Raw genomic sequence first — 18779 nt, forward strand, 5'->3', positions numbered from 1 at the left:
TCCGCTCGTCGGTCGCCCGGGCTAGGGCCTGGAGGCGCTGCTCGCCTCCGCCTCGCGCGGCACCTTCACGACGATGCCGACGACGATGAACAGGGCGGCCGCGACGAGCTGCAGTGCCGCCCACACCTCGCCGGGGATCGGCACGACCGCGAGCGGGTTCCAGCAGACGGCGATCGCGGCCAGCAGGAGCGCCGCCCACCACGTCCGCCCCCGCACGGCGAAGACGAGGACGATGAGGCTGAGCACGGTGACACCCCAGCGGGCGAACACGAAGCCGGACGAGTCGACGATCGCGACGCAGGCGAGGAGCACGATCGCCGCGATCAGCGACGGGGCGAGGGCGGGCCGGGTGAACGGCGGCAGCTCGCGCCCTGCCCCTCGGCCAGACGCCGAGCCAGACCGCGTCGGCTCCGCCCCGCCCACCGGCACGCCGTGCAGCGACGATCCGGCCGGTGGTCGGCCCTTCCGTCCTGCCATCAGGCGGTGGCCCCGTCGAGGTCGATCGCCTGGATGGACCGGGACATCGGCGGGAGCTCGCGCACCCGTTCGAGCGCGGGCACGAGCTCGGCGACGTAGGCCCGGTAGCCGTCCTCGGTGAGGTGCAGGCCGTCGTCGGTGAACCGGTCGTCGAGGTGGTCGCCGTCGGCGAGGGCCGGCCACGCGTCGAGGTACTGGGCGTGGCAGGTGGCGACGAACTGGCGGAGGTGCCGGTTCGCCTCCTCGATCTTCGCCGTGTACTCCGCCTGCCGCGGCAGGATGGAGACGAGGAGCAGGCGGACGCCCGGGAGCTCGCGGCGGAGGGTCACGAGCACGGACTCGACCCCGCGGACGACGTGCTCGACGCTCTTGCGGTGGTTGCCGAAGTCGTTCGTGCCGATGAGCAGGACGATGACCTCGGGCTGCTCGGCCACGACGGCGTCCAGGCGTGCGAGGACCCCGTCGGTCGTGTCACCGCCGATGCCCTGGTTGACGGTCCGCTCGTCGGGCAGCCAGGCGTCCCACGACCCCTGCTCGGTGATGCTGTCGCCCAGGAACAGGACGCTCGTGCGTTCCTCGGTCATGCTGCCTCCTCGTGTGCGGGTTCCGGGTTCCCATTCTGCTGGGTCCAGTTCCGCCCCGTCGACTCGGTGTGCTCGGACTCCCGCTCGGCGGCCGCCGTGATGCGCTCGACCATCCCGGGGAAGATCACGCCGTGGAACGGCAGGATCGAGTACCAGTACAGGCGGCCGGCGAGCCCCTGGGGGAAGTAGATCGCCCGCTGCCGGTAGTCGCTGCCGCCGTCGTCCGCGGGGGTCACGGTCATCTCGAGCCAGGCGCGGCCCGGGGACTTGAACTCGGCGCGCAGTCGCAGGTAGCGCCCGCGCTCGAGTCGCTCCACGCGCCACCAGTCGAGGGCGTCGCCCTGTTCGAGGCGCTTCTGGTCGCGGCGACCGCGGTTCAGGCCGACTCCCCCGGCGAGCTTGTCCATCCACCCGCGGGCCACCCAGGCGAGCGGGAACGAGTACCACCCGTTCTCGCCGCCGATCGACTCGACGACCCGCCAGACGTCGTCCGCAGATGCGGCCGAGTGGCGCTTGCGGTCGTCGACGTAGACGGTGTGGCCGGCCCAGTCCGGGTCGCTCGGCAGCGGGTCCGCGGGGGTGGCCGCGAGCGTCGCGTTCCGCCAACTGGTCTCGACCTCGCCGGTGCGCATGCGGCTCAGGGCGAGACGGACCGCGCGGCGGTACCCGGTCAGCCCGCCCTCCGGCCGCGGCACCACGTCGTCGATGTCGTGCTCGCGCTGGACGCACTCGAACTGGAGCGACTCGATGATCGGCTTCGCGAGCTTCCGCGGGATCGGCGTCACGATGTTGAACCAGTGCGCCGCGAGCCCCGGGGTGAGGACGGGCAGGGGCGAGATCGGGCGCTGCGGGAGCTTCGCCTCCACGGCGTACCCGTTGAGCATCTGCCCGTAGCGGAGGACGTCCGGGCCGCCGATGTCGAACGTGCGGTTGACGTCGGCGGGGATGTCGAGCGCCTTGACGAGGTAGTAGAGGACGTCACGGACGGCGATCGGCTGGATGCGGTTCCGGACCCACCGCGGCGCCGGCATCCACGGCAGGACGTCGGTGACGTGGCGGATCATCTCGAACGAGGTGCTCCCGGACCCGATCACCACGCCGGCCTGGTACGCGATCGTCGGGACGCCGGAGTGGAGCAGGACGTCCCCGACCTCCTTGCGGCTGCGGAGGTGCTTCGAGAGCTCGCCGTCGGGGTGCAGGCCGCCGAGGTACACGAACCGCCGCACGCCGGCGGCCGATGCCTCGCGCGCCATGGTCTCGGCGGCGTCCCGCTCGGCCCGCTCGAAGTCGCCGTCCGCCCCCATCGCGTGGGCGAGGTAGTAGACGGCCTCGATGTCGGCGACGGCCCGGCGCACCGCGTCGGCGTCCTGCAGGTCGCCGGCGGTGATCTCGACGTCGTCGTGCCAGGGGACGTCCTGCAGCTTCCGGGGCGTGCGGACGAAGACGCGGACGGTGTGACCGGCTTCGAGGAGACGTGGGACGAGACGACCGCCGATGTAGCCGGTGGCCCCGGTGACGAGGACGCGCATGCGGGGCACGGTACGCGGCTCGGCTCCGGGTAGGCTTGCCGGGTGGACAAAGCAGCGTTCTCCGTCACCGCCGATGCCGTCCGTGGTCTCATCGACCACGCGATCCTCAAGCCCGAACTCACGCGTTCGGACGTCGACGCCCAGCTCGACGAGGCCGCCGCGTACCGCGTGTTCAGCGTGTGCGTCCGCCCGAGCGACGTCGCGCACGCCGTCGAGCGCCTGACCGGCACCGGGGTCGGCGTCGGCACGGTCATCGGGTTCCCGCACGGCACCACGTCCACCGCGGCCAAGGTCGCCGAGTCGCTGCAGGCCCTCGCCGACGGTGCGTTCGAGCTCGACATGGTGCAGAACATCGGCGCCGCGAAGTCCGGCGACTGGGAGCGCGTCGAGGCCGACGTCCGCGCCGTGGTCGACGCCGCGGGCACCACCGTCGTCAAGGTCATCCTCGAGACCGCCTTCCTCACCGACGACGAGATCGTCGCCGCGTCGCGTGCCGCACGGTCCGCCGGTGCCGCCTTCGTGAAGACCTCCACCGGGTTCGCCGGCGGCGGCGCCACCGCGGAGCACATCGCCCTCATGCGCGCCACGGTCGGCCCCGACACCGGCGTGAAGGCCTCCGGCGGCGTCCGCGGGCTCGACACGCTGCTCGAGATGGTCGAGGCCGGCGCGGACCGCATCGGCACGAGCGCCTCGGCACGCATCCTCGACGAGGTCGCGCACCGCGCCGAGACCGGCACCGCGTCGGCCGTCGGCGACGACACCACGTCCTACTGACGGTCCGGGGCGCGAGCCCCCGCGACCTCCAGCACCACCCGACCCACCACCAGGGGCCGGCGCCCCACCGGACGCGACGACGCGTGCGGGACCGGCACCGCGCCTCCAGACCGCCGCATCGGAGCGCGCATGTCCACGACCCAGTCCACCCCCCTCGCCCTCGCCGTCGACCTCGGCGGTACGAAGGTCGAGGCGGCCCTCGTCACCGACGCCGGCGTCGTCCTCCCCGCCACGCGGTTCCGCAGCCCGACCGGGCCCGGCCGGACGTCCGACGAGCTGCAGGCCGCGGTCGACGAGGTCGTGACGGCCGCCCTCGCCGCGCTGCCGACGGACGCCACGCTCGTCGGTGTCGGCATCGGCTCGGCCGGTCCGGTCGACGAGGAGCACGGACTCGTGTCCCCGCTCAACATGCCGGTCTGGCGCGGGTACCCGCTCCGGGACCGCGTCGCCGCGCACGTCCCCGCCGGCGTCCCGGTGACGCTCCGCATGGACGGCCTGGCGATCACGCTCGCCGAGCACTGGGTCGGTGCGGCCCAGGGCTCCGACCACGTGATGGGCATGATCGTGTCCACCGGCGTCGGCGGCGGCCTGATCCTGCACGGCCGGACCGTCAGCGGCCCGACGGGCAACGCCGGGCACATCGGCCACGTCGAGTGCGGCGGCTTCGACGACCACTGCGCGTGCGGCGGCACCGGCTGCCTCGAGGCGATCGCCAGCGGCCCGAAGACCGTCGCGTGGGCGCAGCGGCAGGGGTTCACGGGCAGCACCGGCGAGGAACTCTCGGCGGCCTACGCGGCGGGCGACGAGATCGCCGTCGCGGCCGTCAAGCGCAGCGGTCGCGCCCTCGGACAGGCCATCGCGGCGGCCACGAGCCTCGTCGACCTCGAGGTCGTGGCCATCGGCGGCGGGTTCTCGCACGTCACGCCCGACCTCTTCGAGTACGCGCGCGAGGCGGTGGCGGAGCGCGTCGAGTTCGGCTTCGTGACCAAGGTGCGGATCGTCCCGACGGGGCTGTCGCAGGACGGTCCCCTGATCGGCGCCGCGGCGCTCGTGCACCGGGCCGACGTGCTGCGCTGACGACGTCGGCGCTCGACGGCACGTGCTGACGGACAGGAGGCGCGGTGCGGGGCCGACCCGTACCTCCTGGCCCACAGGTGGTCGCGTCGCGGCCGCACGTCCGTCGCTCTCCACAGGGCGCGTCGACGCGCCGTGCGCGTCGGGCAGGATGTCCGGGTGTCCCGAACCCGGCTGCTGACGAGTGACGACTGGCCCGAGGCCGAGCTGCGCGCAGCGGTCCTCGCCGGCGAGCTCGTGGCCGTCGGGGCGTGCTGGGCCTCCCCCGCCGAACCGCAGACCCCGGCGCTCCGGGCGGCAGCCGCGGCGTGGGCACTCCGTGACGCCCGCCTCATCGCGAGCACCCGGACTGCCGCGTGGGTCTGGGGTGCCGTCTCGCGTGCACCGACCCCGCTCGAGGCCTGTGTCCCGCTCCGGGTCCGCGTGCACGTCGACGGCGCGCTGCGCGTCCGCGAGGTCGTGATCACGGACGAGGACGTCGTCGTGCTCGGTGGCCTCCGCGTCACCACGCCGCTGCGCACGGTCGTCGACCTGCTGCGCAGCCCCGGGGACCGGCCCGGTGGGTTCGACCCGTCGGACGCCGCGGCCGTTGCCGGGCTCTTGGCGATCGGTGCGGTGTCGGTCGACGCGGTCACCGGGTCCCTCGCGACGCTCGGGACGATCCCGATGGCCCGGCAGGCGGAGCGGCGGTTGCGGGCCGTGCTCGACGCGGCCGGGGACTCGGTCGGCCCGCGCTGACCCGGTCTGGTCGACCGGGTCTCGGGTCAGCCCGCGCTGACCCGGTAGACGTCGTAGACCGCGTCGATCCGTCGCACGGCGTTGAGCACACGGTCGAGGTGGGTCGTGTCGCCCATCTCGAACACGAAGCGGCTCAGCGCGAGCCGGTCGGACGACGTCGAGACCGTCGCGGACAGGATGTTCACGTGGTGGTCCGTCAGCACCCGGGTCACGTCGCTGAGGAGCCCCGACCGATCGAGCGCCTCGATCTGGATCTGCACGAGGAACACCGACTTCGAGGACGGCGCCCACTCCACCTCGATCATCCGGTCGGGCTCGTTCATGAGCGACTTGACGTTCGTGCACGAGGCCTGGTGCACCGAGACGCCCTGGCCGCGGGTGATGAACCCGACGATCTGGTCGCCCGGGACCGGCGTGCAGCACTTCGCGAGCTTGACGAGGATGTCCGGCGCGCCACGCACGAGGACGCCGCTGTCGCTGTTGCGCAGCTGCCGGCTCGTGACCTGGCGGGGGAAGCTGAGCTCCGGCTCTTCCGTCTCGGTCTCGGTCTGGACGTTCCCGAGGACCTTCTCGATCACCGACTGCGTGGAGACGTGCCCCTCGCCGACGGCCGCGTACAGCGCGGAGATGTCGTCGTAGCGCATCGACGACGCGACCTCGGAGATCGAGTCCTGGCTCATGATGCGCTGGAGCGGCAGGTTCTGCTTCCGCATGGCCCGCGCGATCGCGTCGCGGCCCTGCTCGATCGCCTCTTCACGGCGTTCCTTGGTGAACCACTGCTTGATCTTGTTCCGGGCGCGGGGGCTCCGGACGAAGGTCAGCCAGTCCTGGCTGGGGCCGGAGTCGGGGTTCTTCGAGGTGAAGATCTCGACGACGTCGCCACTCGACAGGGCGCTCTCGAGGGGCACGAGACGCCCGTTGACCTTGGCGCCCATCGTGCGGTGGCCGATCTCGGTGTGCACGGCGTACGCGAAGTCGACGGGGGTCGCACCGGACGGCAGCCCGATGACCTTGCCCTGGGGCGTGAAGACGTAGGTCTCCTTCGCACCGATCTCGTACCGGAGCGAGTCGAGGAACTCCCCCGGGTCGCTCGTCTCGGCCTGCCAGTCGGTGATGTGCGCCAGCCACGCCATGTCCTGGTCGGTCGCCGACGAGGAGTCGACGTCACGGCCGGCCGCGCGCTGCTTGTACTTCCAGTGGGCGGCGACACCGAACTCGGCCCGCTGGTGCATCTCGTGGGTGCGGATCTGGATCTCGACCGCACGGCCCTGCGGCCCCAGGACGGTGGTGTGCAGCGACTGGTACAGGTTGAACTTCGGCGTCGCGATGTAGTCCTTGAACCGACCCGGCAGCGGCGTCCACCGCGCGTGCACGGAACCGAGCATCGCGTAGCAGTCGCGCACGGTCGGGACGAGGACGCGGATGCCGACCAGGTCGTAGATCTCGTCGAACTCGCGCCCGCGGACGATCATCTTCTGGTAGATCGAGTAGTACTGCTTCGGGCGGCCCATGACCTCGCCGCGGACCTTGGCGGCCTTGAGGTCCTTCTTGAGCGTGCCGATGACGTTCTGGACGAACTGCTCGCGCTTCGGCTGGCGTTCCTTCACCAGGCTGTCGATCTCGACGTACAGCTTGGGGTGGAGCACCGCGAACGAGAGGTCCTCGAGCTCCAGCTTGATCATCTGGATGCCGAGCCGGTGCGCGAGCGGCGCGTAGATCTCGAGGGTCTCCTTCGCCTTGCGCGTGGCGGAGGTCGACTCGACGAAGCCCCACGTGCGGGCGTTGTGCAGCCGGTCGGCGAGCTTGATGACCAGGACGCGGATGTCCTTCGACATCGCGATGACCATCTTGCGGACGGTCTCGGCCTGGGCGCTGTCGCCGTACTTGACCTTGTCGAGCTTCGTGACGCCGTCGACGAGCATGGCGATCTCGTCGCCGAAGTCCTCGCGCAGCTGGTCGAGCTGGTAGTCGGTGTCCTCGACGGTGTCGTGCAGGAGCGCCGCGGCGATGGTGATCGGCCCGATCCCGAGGTCGGCGAGGATCTGCGCCACCGCGACCGGGTGCGTGATGTAGGGCTCGCCCGACTTGCGCTTCTGCCCGTCGTGCGCGCGTTCCGCCACCGAGTAGGCGCGCTCGATGAGCGTCACGTCGGCCTTGGGGTGGTGCGACCGGACGGTACGGATCAGGGTGTCGACGGCACCGGCGGGCTGGGCGCGCGAGAACAGCCGCGGCAGCAGCGACCGGAGCGAACCGAGGTTGCCGGTCGTGTTCGGCCCGAGCGGACTCGTCGGCCGGGGTGCGGAGCCGGGGCGGCTCGCGGAGCCGGTGTCCTGCCCTGCCCGCGGCGCAGAGGCGTCCTGCGGCGTGGACTCACGCGTGTCCGTCATGCTGCGCCTCCCGGGATGCCCGTCCGAGCTCGATCCGACAAGACTACGCGTGTCCGGTCAGTGCTCGTGACGCGGTTCGCCCTGGGCGTCGCGCACCACGGGGGCGCCCGACTGCTCCCACGCGACCATGCCGCCGACGAGGTTCACCGCGGGGACCCCGGACTGCTCGAGTGCCGCCACGACCCGCGCGGAGCGTCCGCCGGAGTGGCAGACGATGATCGCGGGCTCGTCGCCGCCGTCGATCTCCTTCCACCGCGCGACCAACTCGGACATCGGCACGAGGGTCGCCTCGGGAGCGTGGACCTCGTCCCACTCCCCCTGCTCGCGCACGTCGAACAGGCGCGCGCCGGCGTCGATCCGCCGACGGGCCTCGGCCACGTCGATGTCGACGATCTCCGCCGGCATCAGACGCCCGCCGTCGCGTCGACCTCGCGCTGACGCTTGGCGGCAGCGGCCTGCTTCTTGGCGTCGGCCTGCTTGATCTTCGGCTCGTTCTCTCGCAGGTGCGCGTACATCGGCGACGCGATGAAGATCGTCGAGTAGGTGCCGACGATGATGCCGATGAACAGCGCGAGCGAGATGTCGCGGAGCGTTCCGGCGCCCAGGATGTACGACCCGATGAAGAGGATCGCGCCGACCGGCAGCAGAGCGACGACCGAGGTGTTGATCGACCGCACGAGCGTTTGGTTGACCGCGAGGTTCACCGACTGCACGAAGGTGCGGTGGGACTCCTGGCTCGTGTTCTCGCGGACCTTGTCGAACACCACGACGGTGTCGTACAGCGAGTAGCCGAGGATGGTCAGGAAGCCGATCACCGCCGCGGGCGTGACCTCGAGCCCGACGATGCCGTACACGCCCGCCGTGATGAGGAGGTCGTGGAGGAGCGCCACCATCGCGGACACCGACATCTTCCAGGTGCGGAAGTACAGCGCCATGAACACCGCCGCGAGGGCGAGGAAGATCACGAGGCCGCGGATCGCCTGGTTGAGCACGTCGGCACCCCAGGTCGCACCGATGAAGGTCGCGGCGACCTGGCTGTCCGGGACGTCGTAGGCCTTCGCCAGGGCGTCCTGGACCTCGGAGGTCTCACGGTCGGTGAGCTGGCCGGTCTGCACGCGGATGCCGTGCGTACCGAGCTGCGAGACACGCGGGACGCCGTCGGGGACGATCGACTCGACGGTCTCGGTGGCGAGGTTCTGGTCGAGCGTCTTCACGTCGGAGAGCGTGAACTCGGACCCGCCGGTGAACTCGATGCCGAGCTGGTACCCGCCACGCAGCCACGGGACCGCGAGCGAGACCACGATCGCGATGATCGCGATGACGTACCAGGTCTTGCGTCGGCCGACGATGTCGTACGAACGCTTCCCCGTGTAGAGGTCGCTGCCGAACTGGCTGAAGCTGGCCATCAGTCGTCCTTCCCGTCCGGCGTCGTGCCGTTCTCGCCGGAGGCCTGCGCGGCCTTCCGCTCTGCGATCGTCTGTCGACGCTGCGCCTCACCGGCGCTGCGCTGACGCCTGCCGTCGACGACCGGCGCGCGGAACTGCGCGCGACCGCGGTAGACGGCACCGAGGGCCGCGGGATCGAGCCCGCTGAACCGGTGTCCCTCGCCGAAGAAGCGGCTGCGGGCGATGAGCTGCATCATCGGGTGCGTGAACATCACGACCACGACGACGTCGATCAGGGTGGTGAGGAGCAGCGTGAACGCGAAGCCCTTCACGTCGCTCACCGCGAGGATGTAGAGCACCACGGCGGCGAGGAAGTTGATCGAGTCGGACGCCAGGATCGTGCGCAGTGCACGCTTCCACCCGGACTCGACGGCACTCTCGAGGCCCCGGCCGTCGCGGAGTTCGTCCCTGATGCGTTCGAAGTACACGATGAACGAGTCCGCCGTGATGCCGATCGCGACGATCAGACCCGCCACACCCGCCAACGACAGGCGGTAGTCGACGCGCCAGGACATGATCGCGATCACGAGGTACGTCAGCGCCGCGGCCACACCGAGCGAGAGGACCGTGACGAACGCGAGCGCCCGGTACTGGATGACCGAGTAGATGATGACCAGGATCAGACCGATCAGACCCGCCACGAGGCCACCGACGAGCTGCGCGGTACCGAGCGTCGCGGAGATGTTCTCGTTCGACTGGACCTGGAAGTTGATCGGCAGCGCGCCGTACTTCAACTGGTCGGCGAGGGTCTTCGCGGAGTCGGCCGTGAACGAGCCGGTGATCTGCGCCTTGCCGTTCGTGATGGCCGCGTTCGACGCCGGCGCCGTGATGACAGAGCCGTCGAGGACGATCGCGAACTGGTTCTGCGGCGGCTGCAGCTTCACGAGCCGGCTGGTGACGTCACGGAAGTCGTCCGAGCTCTTGCCCTTGAACGTCAGGTTGACGGCCCACTGGCCGGTCGACGTGCCCTGCGAGTCGGTCGCGAGGCCGGAGGTGGCGTTGCTGATGCCCGAGCCGGACACCTCGACCGGGCCGAGGATGTACTTCGCGGCACCGTCCTGGTCACAGGTGACGAGGGGCTCGTCGTCCGGCGCCGTCGTGACGTCGTCCGGAGCGTTGCAGTTGTAGTTCGTGTACAGGTCCTGCAGCGCCGGCGTGACCCAGTTCAGGTCGCTGCCGTTGGTCGGCTTGGCGCTCGGCGTCGCGGCGAGCGATGCCGGCGGGGAGTACGGCGTCGCGGAGGCCGACGAGGACCCACTGCCGCCCACCGCGGTGTTGGTCGCCGCCTCGGTGTAGAGGACCGGGCGGAACGTGAGCTTCGCCGCCGCCTCGATGCGGTCGATCGTCGCCTTGTCCGGCTTGCCCGGGATGGAGACGACGATGTTGTTCGTCCCCTGGGTGTTGATCTGCGATTCCGAGACACCGGTCGCGTTGATGCGCTGCCGGATGATGTTCACGGCCTGGTTGAGCTGCTGGCTCGTCACCGAGCCGCCCTCGGTGTTCTGCGCCGCGAGCGTCAGCTGCGTGCCGCCCTGGAGGTCGAGGGCGAGTTCCGGGACCCAGCTGGCCCCTTCGAACCACTTGCCGCTGTCGTCCTTGGTGTTCCCGGCGAGGACCGACGCGGCGGTGTTCAACCCCGCGAGGACCGCCATGAGGATCACCAACCAGGTCAGCGAGCGGATCGCCTTCTTGACGGGTGTCGATCGTGCCACCGGTCGTCTCGTCTTTCTGTCAGGACCGACGGCGGTTGACCGGCGGCAGGTGTCGCCGCCGGGTCGGTGGACCCGGCGGCCGAGGAGTCAGTCTTCGGTCTTGCGCTTCGCAGCGTCGGTGTCGGCGTCCGTGGACTCGACACGCTCGCCGTAGATCGGCTCCCCGTTGAGCTCGGCGACGGGCTTCGGCGCTGCCGGCTCGTCCTCGGGCGTGGCCGTGGTGGTGATGTCCGACGCGGTGTCGTCGACGACACGCGACAGGGTCTGGCGGTGGACGGTGACGACCGTTCCGGGTGCGATCTCGACGTCGGCCGTGACCTTCTCGTCGTCGACCGACAGGAGCGTGCCGTACAGACCGAAGGACAGCATGACCTTCGCGCCCGGCACCATCTTGGTGGCGAGCTCGCCCTGCTGCTTCTTGCGCTTCCGGCTGTTGTAGAACATGAAGGCCGCGAACGCCACGACGATGACGATGAGGATGACTTCTTGACCCATGATGCGTTGCCTTCTCTGGTTGCTCGGTTTCGGGCCGTAGCAGTCTAGGGCACACGTCTGTGCGTGGCATGTCACCGAGACCGCGGACGGGGACGTCAGTCGGCGTCGTCGTCGAACAGCCCGGGCTGTGCGAGGCCGGTCTGCCCGGGTGTCATGTCGAAGTGCCGCCAGGCCTGCGGGGTGGCGATCCGCCCGCGGGGACTGCGGGTGACGAGGCCGACCCGGACGAGGAACGGTTCGACGACCGACTCGATGGTCTCGGACTCTTCCCCGACGGACACCGCGAGGGTGTTCAGGCCGACGGGACCGCCGTCGAAGCGCGTCAGCATCGTCTCGACCACGGCGCGGTCGAGACGGTCGAGTCCGAGTTCGTCGACGTCGTAGAGGTCGAGGGCGCCCTGCACGGCGGCCATGCCGTCGGTGGTGCGGTGCACGAGGGCGTAGTCGCGGACACGTCGGAGCAGGCGGTTCGCGATGCGCGGTGTGCCCCGGGAGCGCCCGGCGATCTCGCGCAGGGCGGACCGGTCGATGTCGAGTTCGAGCAGGTGCGCCGCCCGGATGAGGACCTGCTCGAGCTCGTCCTTCTCGTAGAACTCGAGGTGGGCGGTGAACCCGAAGCGGTCGCGCAGCGGGTTCGGCAGGAGGCCGGCACGCGTGGTGGCGCCGACGAGGGTGAACGGCGCGAGGTCGAGCGGGATGCTCGTGGCGCCGGCCCCCTTGCCGACCATCACGTCGATGCGGAAGTCCTCCATCGCGAGGTAGAGCATCTCCTCTGCCGAGCGGGCCATCCGGTGGATCTCGTCGATGAACAGGACCTCGCCGGGGACGAGGGACGACAGCACCGCGGCGAGGTCACCGGCGTGCTGGATCGCCGGGCCGCTCGACATCCGCAGGGGCCGACCGGACTCGTGCGCGACGATCATCGCGAGGGTCGTCTTGCCGAGTCCGGGAGGGCCGGCCATCAGGATGTGGTCGGGCGTCCGGTCCTGCAGCGCCGCCGCCTTGAGGAGCAGGTCGAGCTGCCCTCGGACCTTCCGCTGCCCGACGAACTCGTCGAGGGACTTCGGCCGGAGGGCCCCCTCGAACGCGAGTTCCTCTTGTGACTCGGCGCCCGCGGCGGTGATCCCGCTCACCGGCCGGCACCGGCGGGGCGGAGCGCGCCGAGGGCGGCGCGGAGCAGTGCCTGGGTGCCCATCGAGGCGACGCCCGGCTCGGACGCGATGGTCTCGTCGACCGCACGCTGCGCGGCGTCCTCGCGCCAGCCGAGGCCGACGAGGGCGGCGACGACGTCGGTCGCGGCCGGGTGCGCGGTCCCGCCGCGGGCCGCCACGACGGGGGCCTGCTCGAACGCGGCGAGCTTGCCGGAGAGGGCGACGATGATGAGCTTGGCGGTCTTCGGGCCGATGCCGGAGACCTTGCGGAAGGCGCCGTCGTCGTCGTGTGCGACGGCGTTCGCGACCTGGGCCGGGTCCATGTGGGCGAGGACGCCCATCGCCGACTTCGGGCCGACGCCGGACACGCTGCGGAGGAGGTCGAACACCTGGAGCGCGTCGGTGGACTCGAAGCCGAAGAGGAGGTGCTCGTCCTCGCGCACGATCATCGCGGTCCGGACGAAGACCTCGGACCCGTGGCGCATCGTCAGCGCGTGCGCCGGGGTCACCGTGACCGCGTAGCCCACTCCCCCGACCTCGATCACCACGCCGGAGCCGGCGATGTCGATGCAGGTGCCCCGGAGACTCGCGATCATGCCCCGAGCCTACGGCCGGCCACCGACGATGCCGACGAGCCACGCTGCGAGCGACCGGCGGCGGCGGCCGCGGCGCGTGCCAGCGGCGAGTCGACCGTGCCGCCCTGTGCGTCCCGCCAGGCACGCTGTGCCGGGGTGAGGTTCGTGGCACGCGTGCCGACCGTGTCGGGTGACCCGAGCCTCCAGGCGTGGCACACCGCCAGGGCGAGCGCGTCCGCGGCGTCGGCGGGCTTGGGGGCCTCGTCGAGGCCGAGCACGCGCGCGATCATCGTCTGCACCTGGCGCTTGTCCGCGTTGCCGTACCCGGTCACGGCGGCCTTCACCTCGGACGGGGTGTGCAGCCCGACCGGCAGCCCCCGTGCCGCCGCGGCGTGCAGGGCGAGGCCGGCGGCCTGCGCCGTGCCCATGACCGTCCGGACGTTCGCCTGCGCGAACACCCGCTCGACCGCGACGGCGTCGGGACGGTGCTCGTCGATCTCGGCGGCGATGCCGTCGGCGATGCGGAGCAGCCGCTGCTCGAGCGCCATGTCCGCCGGGGTGCGCACGACCGTCACGTGGACGAGCCGGGCGCGGCGGTTCGATGCGACCTCGACGATGCCGACGCCGCACCGCGTGAGCCCGGGGTCGACCCCGAGCACGCGCAGCATCGGGCTAGTCCTCGTCCTCGTCGAGCTCGGCCTGGACGTCCGCGGGGATGTCGAAGTTCGAGTAGACGTTCTGCACGTCGTCGCTGTCCTCGAGCGCGTCGATCAGGCGGAACACCTTGCGCGCCGTGTCGGCGTCGACCGGCACCTTGAGGCCGGGGACGAACTCGGCATCGGCGGAGTCGTAGTCGATCCCGGCGTCCTGCAGCGCGGTGCGGGCCGCGACGAGGTCGGTCGCCTCGGTGATGACCTCGAAGCCGCCGCCCTGGTCGATGACGTCCTCGACGCCGGCGTCCAGCACCGCCGTCATGACGGTGTCCTCGTCGAGGCCGTCGGTCTTGGTGACGGAGATGACGCCCTTGCGGGAGAAGTTGTAGGCGACGCTGCCCGGGTCCGCCATGGTCCCGCCGTTCCGCGACATCGCGGTGCGGACCTCGGCAGCGGCACGGTTCTTGTTGTCCGTGAGGCACTCGATGAGCATCGCGACGCCGTTCGGGCCGTAGCCCTCGTACATGATCGTCGTGTACTCGATCGTCTCACCGGTCAGGCCGGCACCGCGCTTGATGGCGCGGTCGATGTTGTCGTTGGGGACCGAGGTCTTCTTGGCCTTCTGCACGGCGTCGACGAGGGTCGGGTTGCCGGAGAGGTCGGCGCCGCCCATCTTGGCGGCGACCTCGATGTTCTTGATGAGCTTCGCGAACGACTTGGCACGTCGCTGGTCGATGACGGCCTTCTTGTGCTTGGTCGTTGCCCACTTGGAATGCCCGGACACGGTGCTCCTTGCGTCTTGCGGAAAGTCCCGTCCAGCTTAGCGGCCTGGAGGCACGGTGCGGCCCCGCCTCGCGGGCGGGCCCGTCGACGCACGTACGATGGGCGCAGCACCGGGACGACCAGGGGGAACGCATGACCGATCCGCTGTCCGCACTCGAGGCCGCCGTCCAGGCGCTCCCCGACGACCGGACCCTCCGGGTCCGCTACGCCGAGCTGCTCGCCGACGCCGGCCGGCACGGCGAGGCGATCGAGCAGGCGAGCGTCGTGCTGCGCGAGGCGCCGGAGGACGAGGCGGCGAAGGCGGTCGTCCGGCGCGCGGCCCTCGCGGCATCGGAGCCGCCGGAGCCGCCGGTCGCGCCGCCGACACCGGCACCGAGCGACCGGCACGAGGACATCGATTGGTCCGAGCTCGAGGCGTCGATCGCGAACCCGACCGAGCCGCCGTTCGTCGAGCGGGTCGTGGCCGAGCACGACGAGGAGCTCGTGGCCGAGGCTGCCGAGACCGCCGAGGACGCCGACCCGGTGGCGGAACTCCGCCGCGAGACCGTCCGACTCGCCGACGTCGGCGGGCTCGAGGTCGTGAAGCGGCGGATCGACGAGTCGTTCCTGCAGCCGATGGCGCACCCCGAGATCGCGGCCGCGTTCGGCAAGAAGCTCCGCGGCGGCCTGCTGCTGTACGGTCCGCCCGGCTGCGGCAAGACGTTCCTCGCCCGCGCGATCGCCGGCGAGCTCGGAGCGCACTTCATCTCCGTCACGCTCAGCGACGTGCTCGACCGGTTCATCGGCGAGAGCGAGAAGAACATCCACCGGGTGTTCCGCACGGCCCGCGAGCACGCGCCCGCCGTGCTGTTCTTCGACGAGATGGACGCGATCGGCGCGAAGCGGAGCGGGAACACGTTCTCGTCGTTCCGGAACGTCGTCAACCAGATCCTCGTCGAGATGGACGGGGTCGACTCGCAGAACGACGGCGTCTACGTCCTCGCGGCCACGAACCACCCGTGGGAGGTCGACGCTGCGCTGAAGCGACCGGGACGCTTCGACCGGATGGTCCTCGTGCGCCCACCGGACGACGACGCCCGCGAGGCGATCCTCCGTGTCCACCTCCGCCGACGGCCGATCGAGGGCATCGACCTCGGCGACCTCGTCCGTCGCACGAAGGGCTTCTCCGGCGCCGACCTGGAGCACCTCGTGACCACCGCGGCGGAGAAGGCGATGACGGAGTCGATCCGGACCGGGTCGGTGCGGCCGATGCGGATGGACGACATGCGCGCCGCCCTCAAGGAGGTCAAGCCGTCGATCGGCCCCTGGGTGCAGACCGCCCGCAACGTGGCGGAGTACTCCAACGCCAGCGGCGAGTACGACGACATGGTCGAGTGGCTCCGCGAGGAGAAGCAGCTCTGATGGTCGACGCGGTCGACGTCGTGGTCGAGCGCGCCGACGCGCTCCTGGGCTTCAAGCGCCCGGACGACGCGCGGGCCGTGCTCACCGCCGCCGTCGCGAGCACACCGGACGACCCCCGGCTGTGGGCGACGCTCGCACGGGCGGAACGCGCACGCCACGACCACGCCGCCAGTCGCACCGCCGCCGAGCGCGCCCTCGCGCTCGACCCTGACAACGCCACCGCCCTGTCCGCCCGGGTGAACGCGATGCTCGACGCGAACGAGCGCCAGGCGGCGAAGGCCGCGGCCGAGGAACTGCGCGAGCGCCGGCCGGACTGGGCGACCGCGCACCTGCTGTGGGCGTTCGCACACACACGCTGGTCGCACGCGAAGCGGTCCGCAGCGGAGGAAGCCGCGTGGCCGACGGCGGACGTCGCCCGGTCCGCGGCAGCCCTCGACCGCGCGCTCGAGCTCGCACCCCACGACGCCCGGCTGTTCGCCGACGCGGCGCAGTGCTACCGCGCCCTCTCGTGGACCGACGCGGCCCTCGCGCCACGGGCACGCGAGGCCATGGACCGAGCACTCGAGCTCGACCCGAACGACGAGTGGGTGATGCTCGCGGCCGGATCGGTCCTGCAGCTGTCCGAGCGGGTCGCGCAGTCCGCTCGGGTCCTCGCGCAGCACCCGACGTCGTGGGAGGCCCGCCGACGTGTGGACGACGGGCTCTGGAGCCTCATGTCCGTGCCGGTCGGCGTCGTCGCCTGGTCCCTCGTCGTGACGGTGCTCGGCGCCCACATCGCTGCCGGGGGCGGTGCGAACGTCGTCACGAAGACGCTCGGGTGGACCCTGACCGGCATCGCGGCGCTCTGGGTCTGCTTCGTGGAGGTGCACTCGTTCGCGAAGTTCCCGCGCGGACTGCTCCTCCGGACGATGCGGCGGGTCCCGCTCGTACCCGTCGTGCTCGGCGTCGCGGCACTCACCTGGATCGCCGGTGCCGCCGGAGCGGTGCTCCTGCTCGCCGGCATCGTCCCACCAGCCGGCGACGGGTACACCACCATCGTCACCGTGCTCGGCGTCGCGCTGCTGCTGCAGTCCGCTGCGCAGGACGCCACCACGATCGTGCAACGCCGTCGTCAGGTGCGGTCCGGGCTGTGGGACGGGCTCGTCGCCGACCGCGGACGGCGTCGCAAGGAGGAGAACGACCGCGGTGGTGCGTACATCGCCGGCTTCGCCGCGCTCGTGACCTGGGGCATCGTCGCGCTGGCGGCACCGACCACGGGGACGTGGGCCGTGGCCGTCGTCCCGCTGCTGCTCGCCACACGGGTGTTCGTGCTGCAGAGCGCGGCCGAGATCCTGCGTGCGGTGGGCCGGCCGCGGCGCGCTCGGCTCGTCGTGTACGCCGTGATCGCCCTCGGGTTCGCGGCGTTCGCCGTCCGGGCCGTCGTGGTGCAGGTGCTGGTCGCTACCGGCGTGGCCTGACCCCGTCGAGCGACGGGCCGGTCGGCGTCAGGCGGCGCGGACGAGGTCGAGGAAGCGCCGGTGGAAGCGGTCCTCGCCGGCGACCTCGGGGTGGAACGCACTCGCGATGACGGCGCCCTGCTGGACCGCGACGACCTGCCCGTCGGGGAGCGCGCCGAGGACGTCGACCCCGGGGCCGTACTGCTCCACCACGGGCGCGCGGATGAACACCGCGTGCACCGGGGCCTCGCCGAGGGCCGGCATCGGGATGTCGATCTCGAACGAGTCGTTCTGGCTGCCGAAGGCGTTGCGGCGCACCGTCGTGTCGAGCACGTCGAGCGTCTGCTGCCCGGGGATCCCGGCGGCGATGCGCGAGGAGAGCATGATCATGCCCGCGCAGGTGCCGTAGGTCGGCAGCCCGCCGCGGATCGCCTCGGACAGCGGCTCGGCCACGCCGAAGGCACGCGCGAGCTTGTCCATGACGCTGGACTCCCCGCCCGGGATGACGACGCCGTCGAGGGCGCCGATCTCCTCCGGGCGACGGAGCGGCACCACGTCGGCACCGAGTTCCGTCAGCGACGCGATGTGCTCACGGAAGTCGCCCTGCAGCGCGAGGACCCCGATGCGGGGCCGGGCGCTCACCAGCCGCGCTCGGCGAGACGGTGCGGTGCGGGGACGTCGGCGACGTTGATGCCGACCATCGCCTCGCCCAGACCGCGGGACACCTCGGCGATGACCTTGGGGTCGTCGTGGAAGGTCGTGGCCTTGACGATCGCGGCGGCACGCTTGGCCGGGTCGCCCGACTTGAAGATGCCGGAGCCGACGAACACGCCGTCCGCGCCGAGCTGCATCATCATCGCGGCGTCGGCCGGGGTCGCGACGCCACCGGCGGTGAAGAGCACCACGGGGAGCTTGCCGGTCTGCGCGACCTCCTTCACGATGTCGAACGGGGCCTGCAGGTCCTTCGCGGCGACGTAGAGCTCGTCTTCCTTGAGGTGACGCAGCGCCGCGATCTCCTTGTTGATCGTGCGGATGTGCTTGGTGGCCTCGGACACGTCACCCGTGCCGGCCTCGCCCTTGGAGCGGATCATGGCCGCGCCCTCGGTGATGCGACGGAGCGCCTCGCCCAGGTTGGTCGCACCGCAGACGAAGGGGGTGGTGAAGTTCCACTTGTCGATGTGGTTGACGTAGTCGGCCGGCGACAGCACCTCGGACTCGTCGATGTAGTCGACGCCGAGCTCCTGCAGCACCTGCGCCTCGACGAAGTGGCCGATGCGGGCCTTCGCCATGACGGGGATCGACACGCTCGCGATGATCTCCTCGATCATGGACGGGTCGGACATGCGGGCGACGCCACCCTGCGCGCGGATGTCGGCGGGGACGCGCTCGAGGGCCATGACGGCGGTCGCGCCGGCCTCTTCCGCGATGCGGGCCTGCTCGGCGTCGACGACGTCCATGATCACGCCGCCCTTGAGCATCTCGGCGAGGCCGCGCTTGACGCGGTCCGAGCCGGTGATCGAGGTGCCGGGGGTGCTCGTGGTGCTGCTGCTGTCGCTCATGATGCC

General features: G+C 71.3%; 19 protein-coding genes. 5 read left to right on the forward strand and 14 right to left on the reverse strand.

What is annotated here, in order from left to right; genetic code table 11:
* Window positions 1-21: 21 nt before the first annotated feature.
* From ACIPEP_RS13270 to ACIPEP_RS13280, 3 genes are read right to left on the reverse strand one after another with little or no spacing between them, the layout of a single operon-like run.
* A complete protein-coding gene (locus ACIPEP_RS13270) occupies window positions 22-477 on the reverse strand; it encodes a DUF6804 family protein (protein ID WP_402717507.1) in 456 nt (151 codons plus the stop codon).
* Window positions 477-1061: a GDSL-type esterase/lipase family protein gene (locus tag ACIPEP_RS13275; protein WP_071294684.1), complete on the reverse strand. Its 585-nt coding sequence runs from the start codon at window positions 1059-1061 to the stop codon at window positions 477-479. Before ACIPEP_RS13275 ends, ACIPEP_RS13270 begins: the two co-directional genes overlap by 1 nt.
* Window positions 1058-2590, reverse strand: coding sequence for an SDR family oxidoreductase (locus tag ACIPEP_RS13280; RefSeq protein ID WP_070418981.1), 1533 nt, complete (start codon window positions 2588-2590; stop codon window positions 1058-1060). The genes ACIPEP_RS13275 and ACIPEP_RS13280 overlap by 4 nt, the downstream gene beginning before the upstream one ends.
* A gap of 42 nt (window positions 2591-2632) precedes the next feature.
* On the opposite strand from ACIPEP_RS13280, the gene deoC reads away from it, so the two are divergent.
* The 3 genes from deoC to ACIPEP_RS13295 all read left to right on the forward strand — a co-directional run bounded on the left by deoC (window position 2633) and on the right by ACIPEP_RS13295 (window position 5176).
* A complete protein-coding gene (deoC, locus tag ACIPEP_RS13285; protein WP_402717508.1) occupies window positions 2633-3364 on the forward strand; it encodes a deoxyribose-phosphate aldolase in 732 nt (243 codons plus the stop codon).
* 129 nt (window positions 3365-3493) lie between these two features.
* On the forward strand, window positions 3494-4441 hold the full coding sequence (locus tag ACIPEP_RS13290; RefSeq protein ID WP_070419594.1) for an ROK family protein: 948 nt from the start codon (window positions 3494-3496) through the stop codon (window positions 4439-4441).
* Window positions 4442-4597: 156 nt separating this feature from the next.
* Window positions 4598-5176, forward strand: coding sequence for a type IV toxin-antitoxin system AbiEi family antitoxin (locus ACIPEP_RS13295; RefSeq protein WP_402717509.1), 579 nt, complete (start codon window positions 4598-4600; stop codon window positions 5174-5176).
* A 26-nt stretch (window positions 5177-5202) separates the two neighbouring features.
* On the opposite strand, the gene ACIPEP_RS13300 is transcribed toward ACIPEP_RS13295, so the two are convergent.
* The 9 genes from ACIPEP_RS13300 to ACIPEP_RS13340 all read right to left on the reverse strand — a co-directional run bounded on the left by ACIPEP_RS13300 (window position 5203) and on the right by ACIPEP_RS13340 (window position 14378).
* Window positions 5203-7563: a bifunctional (p)ppGpp synthetase/guanosine-3',5'-bis(diphosphate) 3'-pyrophosphohydrolase gene (locus ACIPEP_RS13300; protein ID WP_229085942.1), complete on the reverse strand. Its 2361-nt coding sequence runs from the start codon at window positions 7561-7563 to the stop codon at window positions 5203-5205.
* Between the two features lie 57 nt (window positions 7564-7620).
* Window positions 7621-7968 (reverse strand): rhodanese-like domain-containing protein, encoded by a 348-nt coding sequence (locus tag ACIPEP_RS13305; RefSeq protein ID WP_092387135.1) that lies wholly within the window; start codon window positions 7966-7968, stop codon window positions 7621-7623.
* Window positions 7968-8969 carry a protein translocase subunit SecF gene (gene secF, locus ACIPEP_RS13310; protein ID WP_070418977.1) on the reverse strand — a complete coding sequence of 334 codons (1002 nt, stop codon included), beginning with the start codon at window positions 8967-8969 and terminating at the stop codon, window positions 7968-7970. The genes ACIPEP_RS13305 and secF overlap by 1 nt, the downstream gene beginning before the upstream one ends.
* Complete coding sequence (secD, locus tag ACIPEP_RS13315) at window positions 8969-10720, reverse strand: protein translocase subunit SecD (RefSeq protein WP_071294679.1); 1752 nt, start codon at window positions 10718-10720, stop codon at window positions 8969-8971. The genes secF and secD overlap by 1 nt, the downstream gene beginning before the upstream one ends.
* Before the next feature lie 87 nt (window positions 10721-10807).
* Complete coding sequence (yajC, locus tag ACIPEP_RS13320; protein WP_070418975.1) at window positions 10808-11215, reverse strand: preprotein translocase subunit YajC; 408 nt, start codon at window positions 11213-11215, stop codon at window positions 10808-10810.
* 95 nt (window positions 11216-11310) lie between these two features.
* Window positions 11311-12348, reverse strand: a complete 1038-nt coding sequence (gene ruvB, locus ACIPEP_RS13325; protein ID WP_071294678.1) for a Holliday junction branch migration DNA helicase RuvB — start codon at window positions 12346-12348, stop codon at window positions 11311-11313.
* The gene (gene ruvA, locus ACIPEP_RS13330; protein ID WP_071301584.1) at window positions 12345-12962 is read right to left on the reverse strand and encodes a Holliday junction branch migration protein RuvA; all 618 of its coding nucleotides are present in this window, start codon (window positions 12960-12962) and stop codon (window positions 12345-12347) included. Before ruvA ends, ruvB begins: the two co-directional genes overlap by 4 nt.
* A complete protein-coding gene (gene ruvC, locus ACIPEP_RS13335) occupies window positions 12959-13606 on the reverse strand; it encodes a crossover junction endodeoxyribonuclease RuvC (protein ID WP_175475696.1) in 648 nt (215 codons plus the stop codon). The genes ruvA and ruvC overlap by 4 nt, the downstream gene beginning before the upstream one ends.
* A gap of 7 nt (window positions 13607-13613) precedes the next feature.
* A complete protein-coding gene (locus tag ACIPEP_RS13340) occupies window positions 13614-14378 on the reverse strand; it encodes a YebC/PmpR family DNA-binding transcriptional regulator (RefSeq protein ID WP_070418971.1) in 765 nt (254 codons plus the stop codon).
* Between the two features lie 131 nt (window positions 14379-14509).
* Here ACIPEP_RS13340 and ACIPEP_RS13345 point away from each other — a divergent pair, with 131 nt between their 5' ends.
* Both ACIPEP_RS13345 and ACIPEP_RS13350 read left to right on the forward strand, forming a co-directional pair.
* Entirely contained in the window at window positions 14510-15778 is a 1269-nt protein-coding gene (locus tag ACIPEP_RS13345) for an AAA family ATPase (protein ID WP_402717510.1), read from the forward strand.
* The gene (locus ACIPEP_RS13350; protein WP_402717511.1) at window positions 15778-17235 is read left to right on the forward strand and encodes a tetratricopeptide repeat protein; all 1458 of its coding nucleotides are present in this window, start codon (window positions 15778-15780) and stop codon (window positions 17233-17235) included. Before ACIPEP_RS13345 ends, ACIPEP_RS13350 begins: the two co-directional genes overlap by 1 nt.
* Window positions 17236-17262: 27 nt before the next feature.
* Here the strand turns inward: ACIPEP_RS13350 and pdxT are convergent, their stop codons facing one another.
* On the reverse strand, window positions 17263-17859 hold the full coding sequence (gene pdxT, locus ACIPEP_RS13355) for a pyridoxal 5'-phosphate synthase glutaminase subunit PdxT (RefSeq protein WP_402717542.1): 597 nt from the start codon (window positions 17857-17859) through the stop codon (window positions 17263-17265).
* Window positions 17853-18773: a pyridoxal 5'-phosphate synthase lyase subunit PdxS gene (gene pdxS, locus ACIPEP_RS13360; protein ID WP_070418967.1), complete on the reverse strand. Its 921-nt coding sequence runs from the start codon at window positions 18771-18773 to the stop codon at window positions 17853-17855. Before pdxS ends, pdxT begins: the two co-directional genes overlap by 7 nt.
* Window positions 18774-18779: the final 6 nt, after the last annotated feature.

Source organism: Curtobacterium sp. NPDC087082 (genome assembly GCF_044745045.1).
Lineage (GTDB): Bacteria > Actinomycetota > Actinomycetes > Actinomycetales > Microbacteriaceae > Curtobacterium.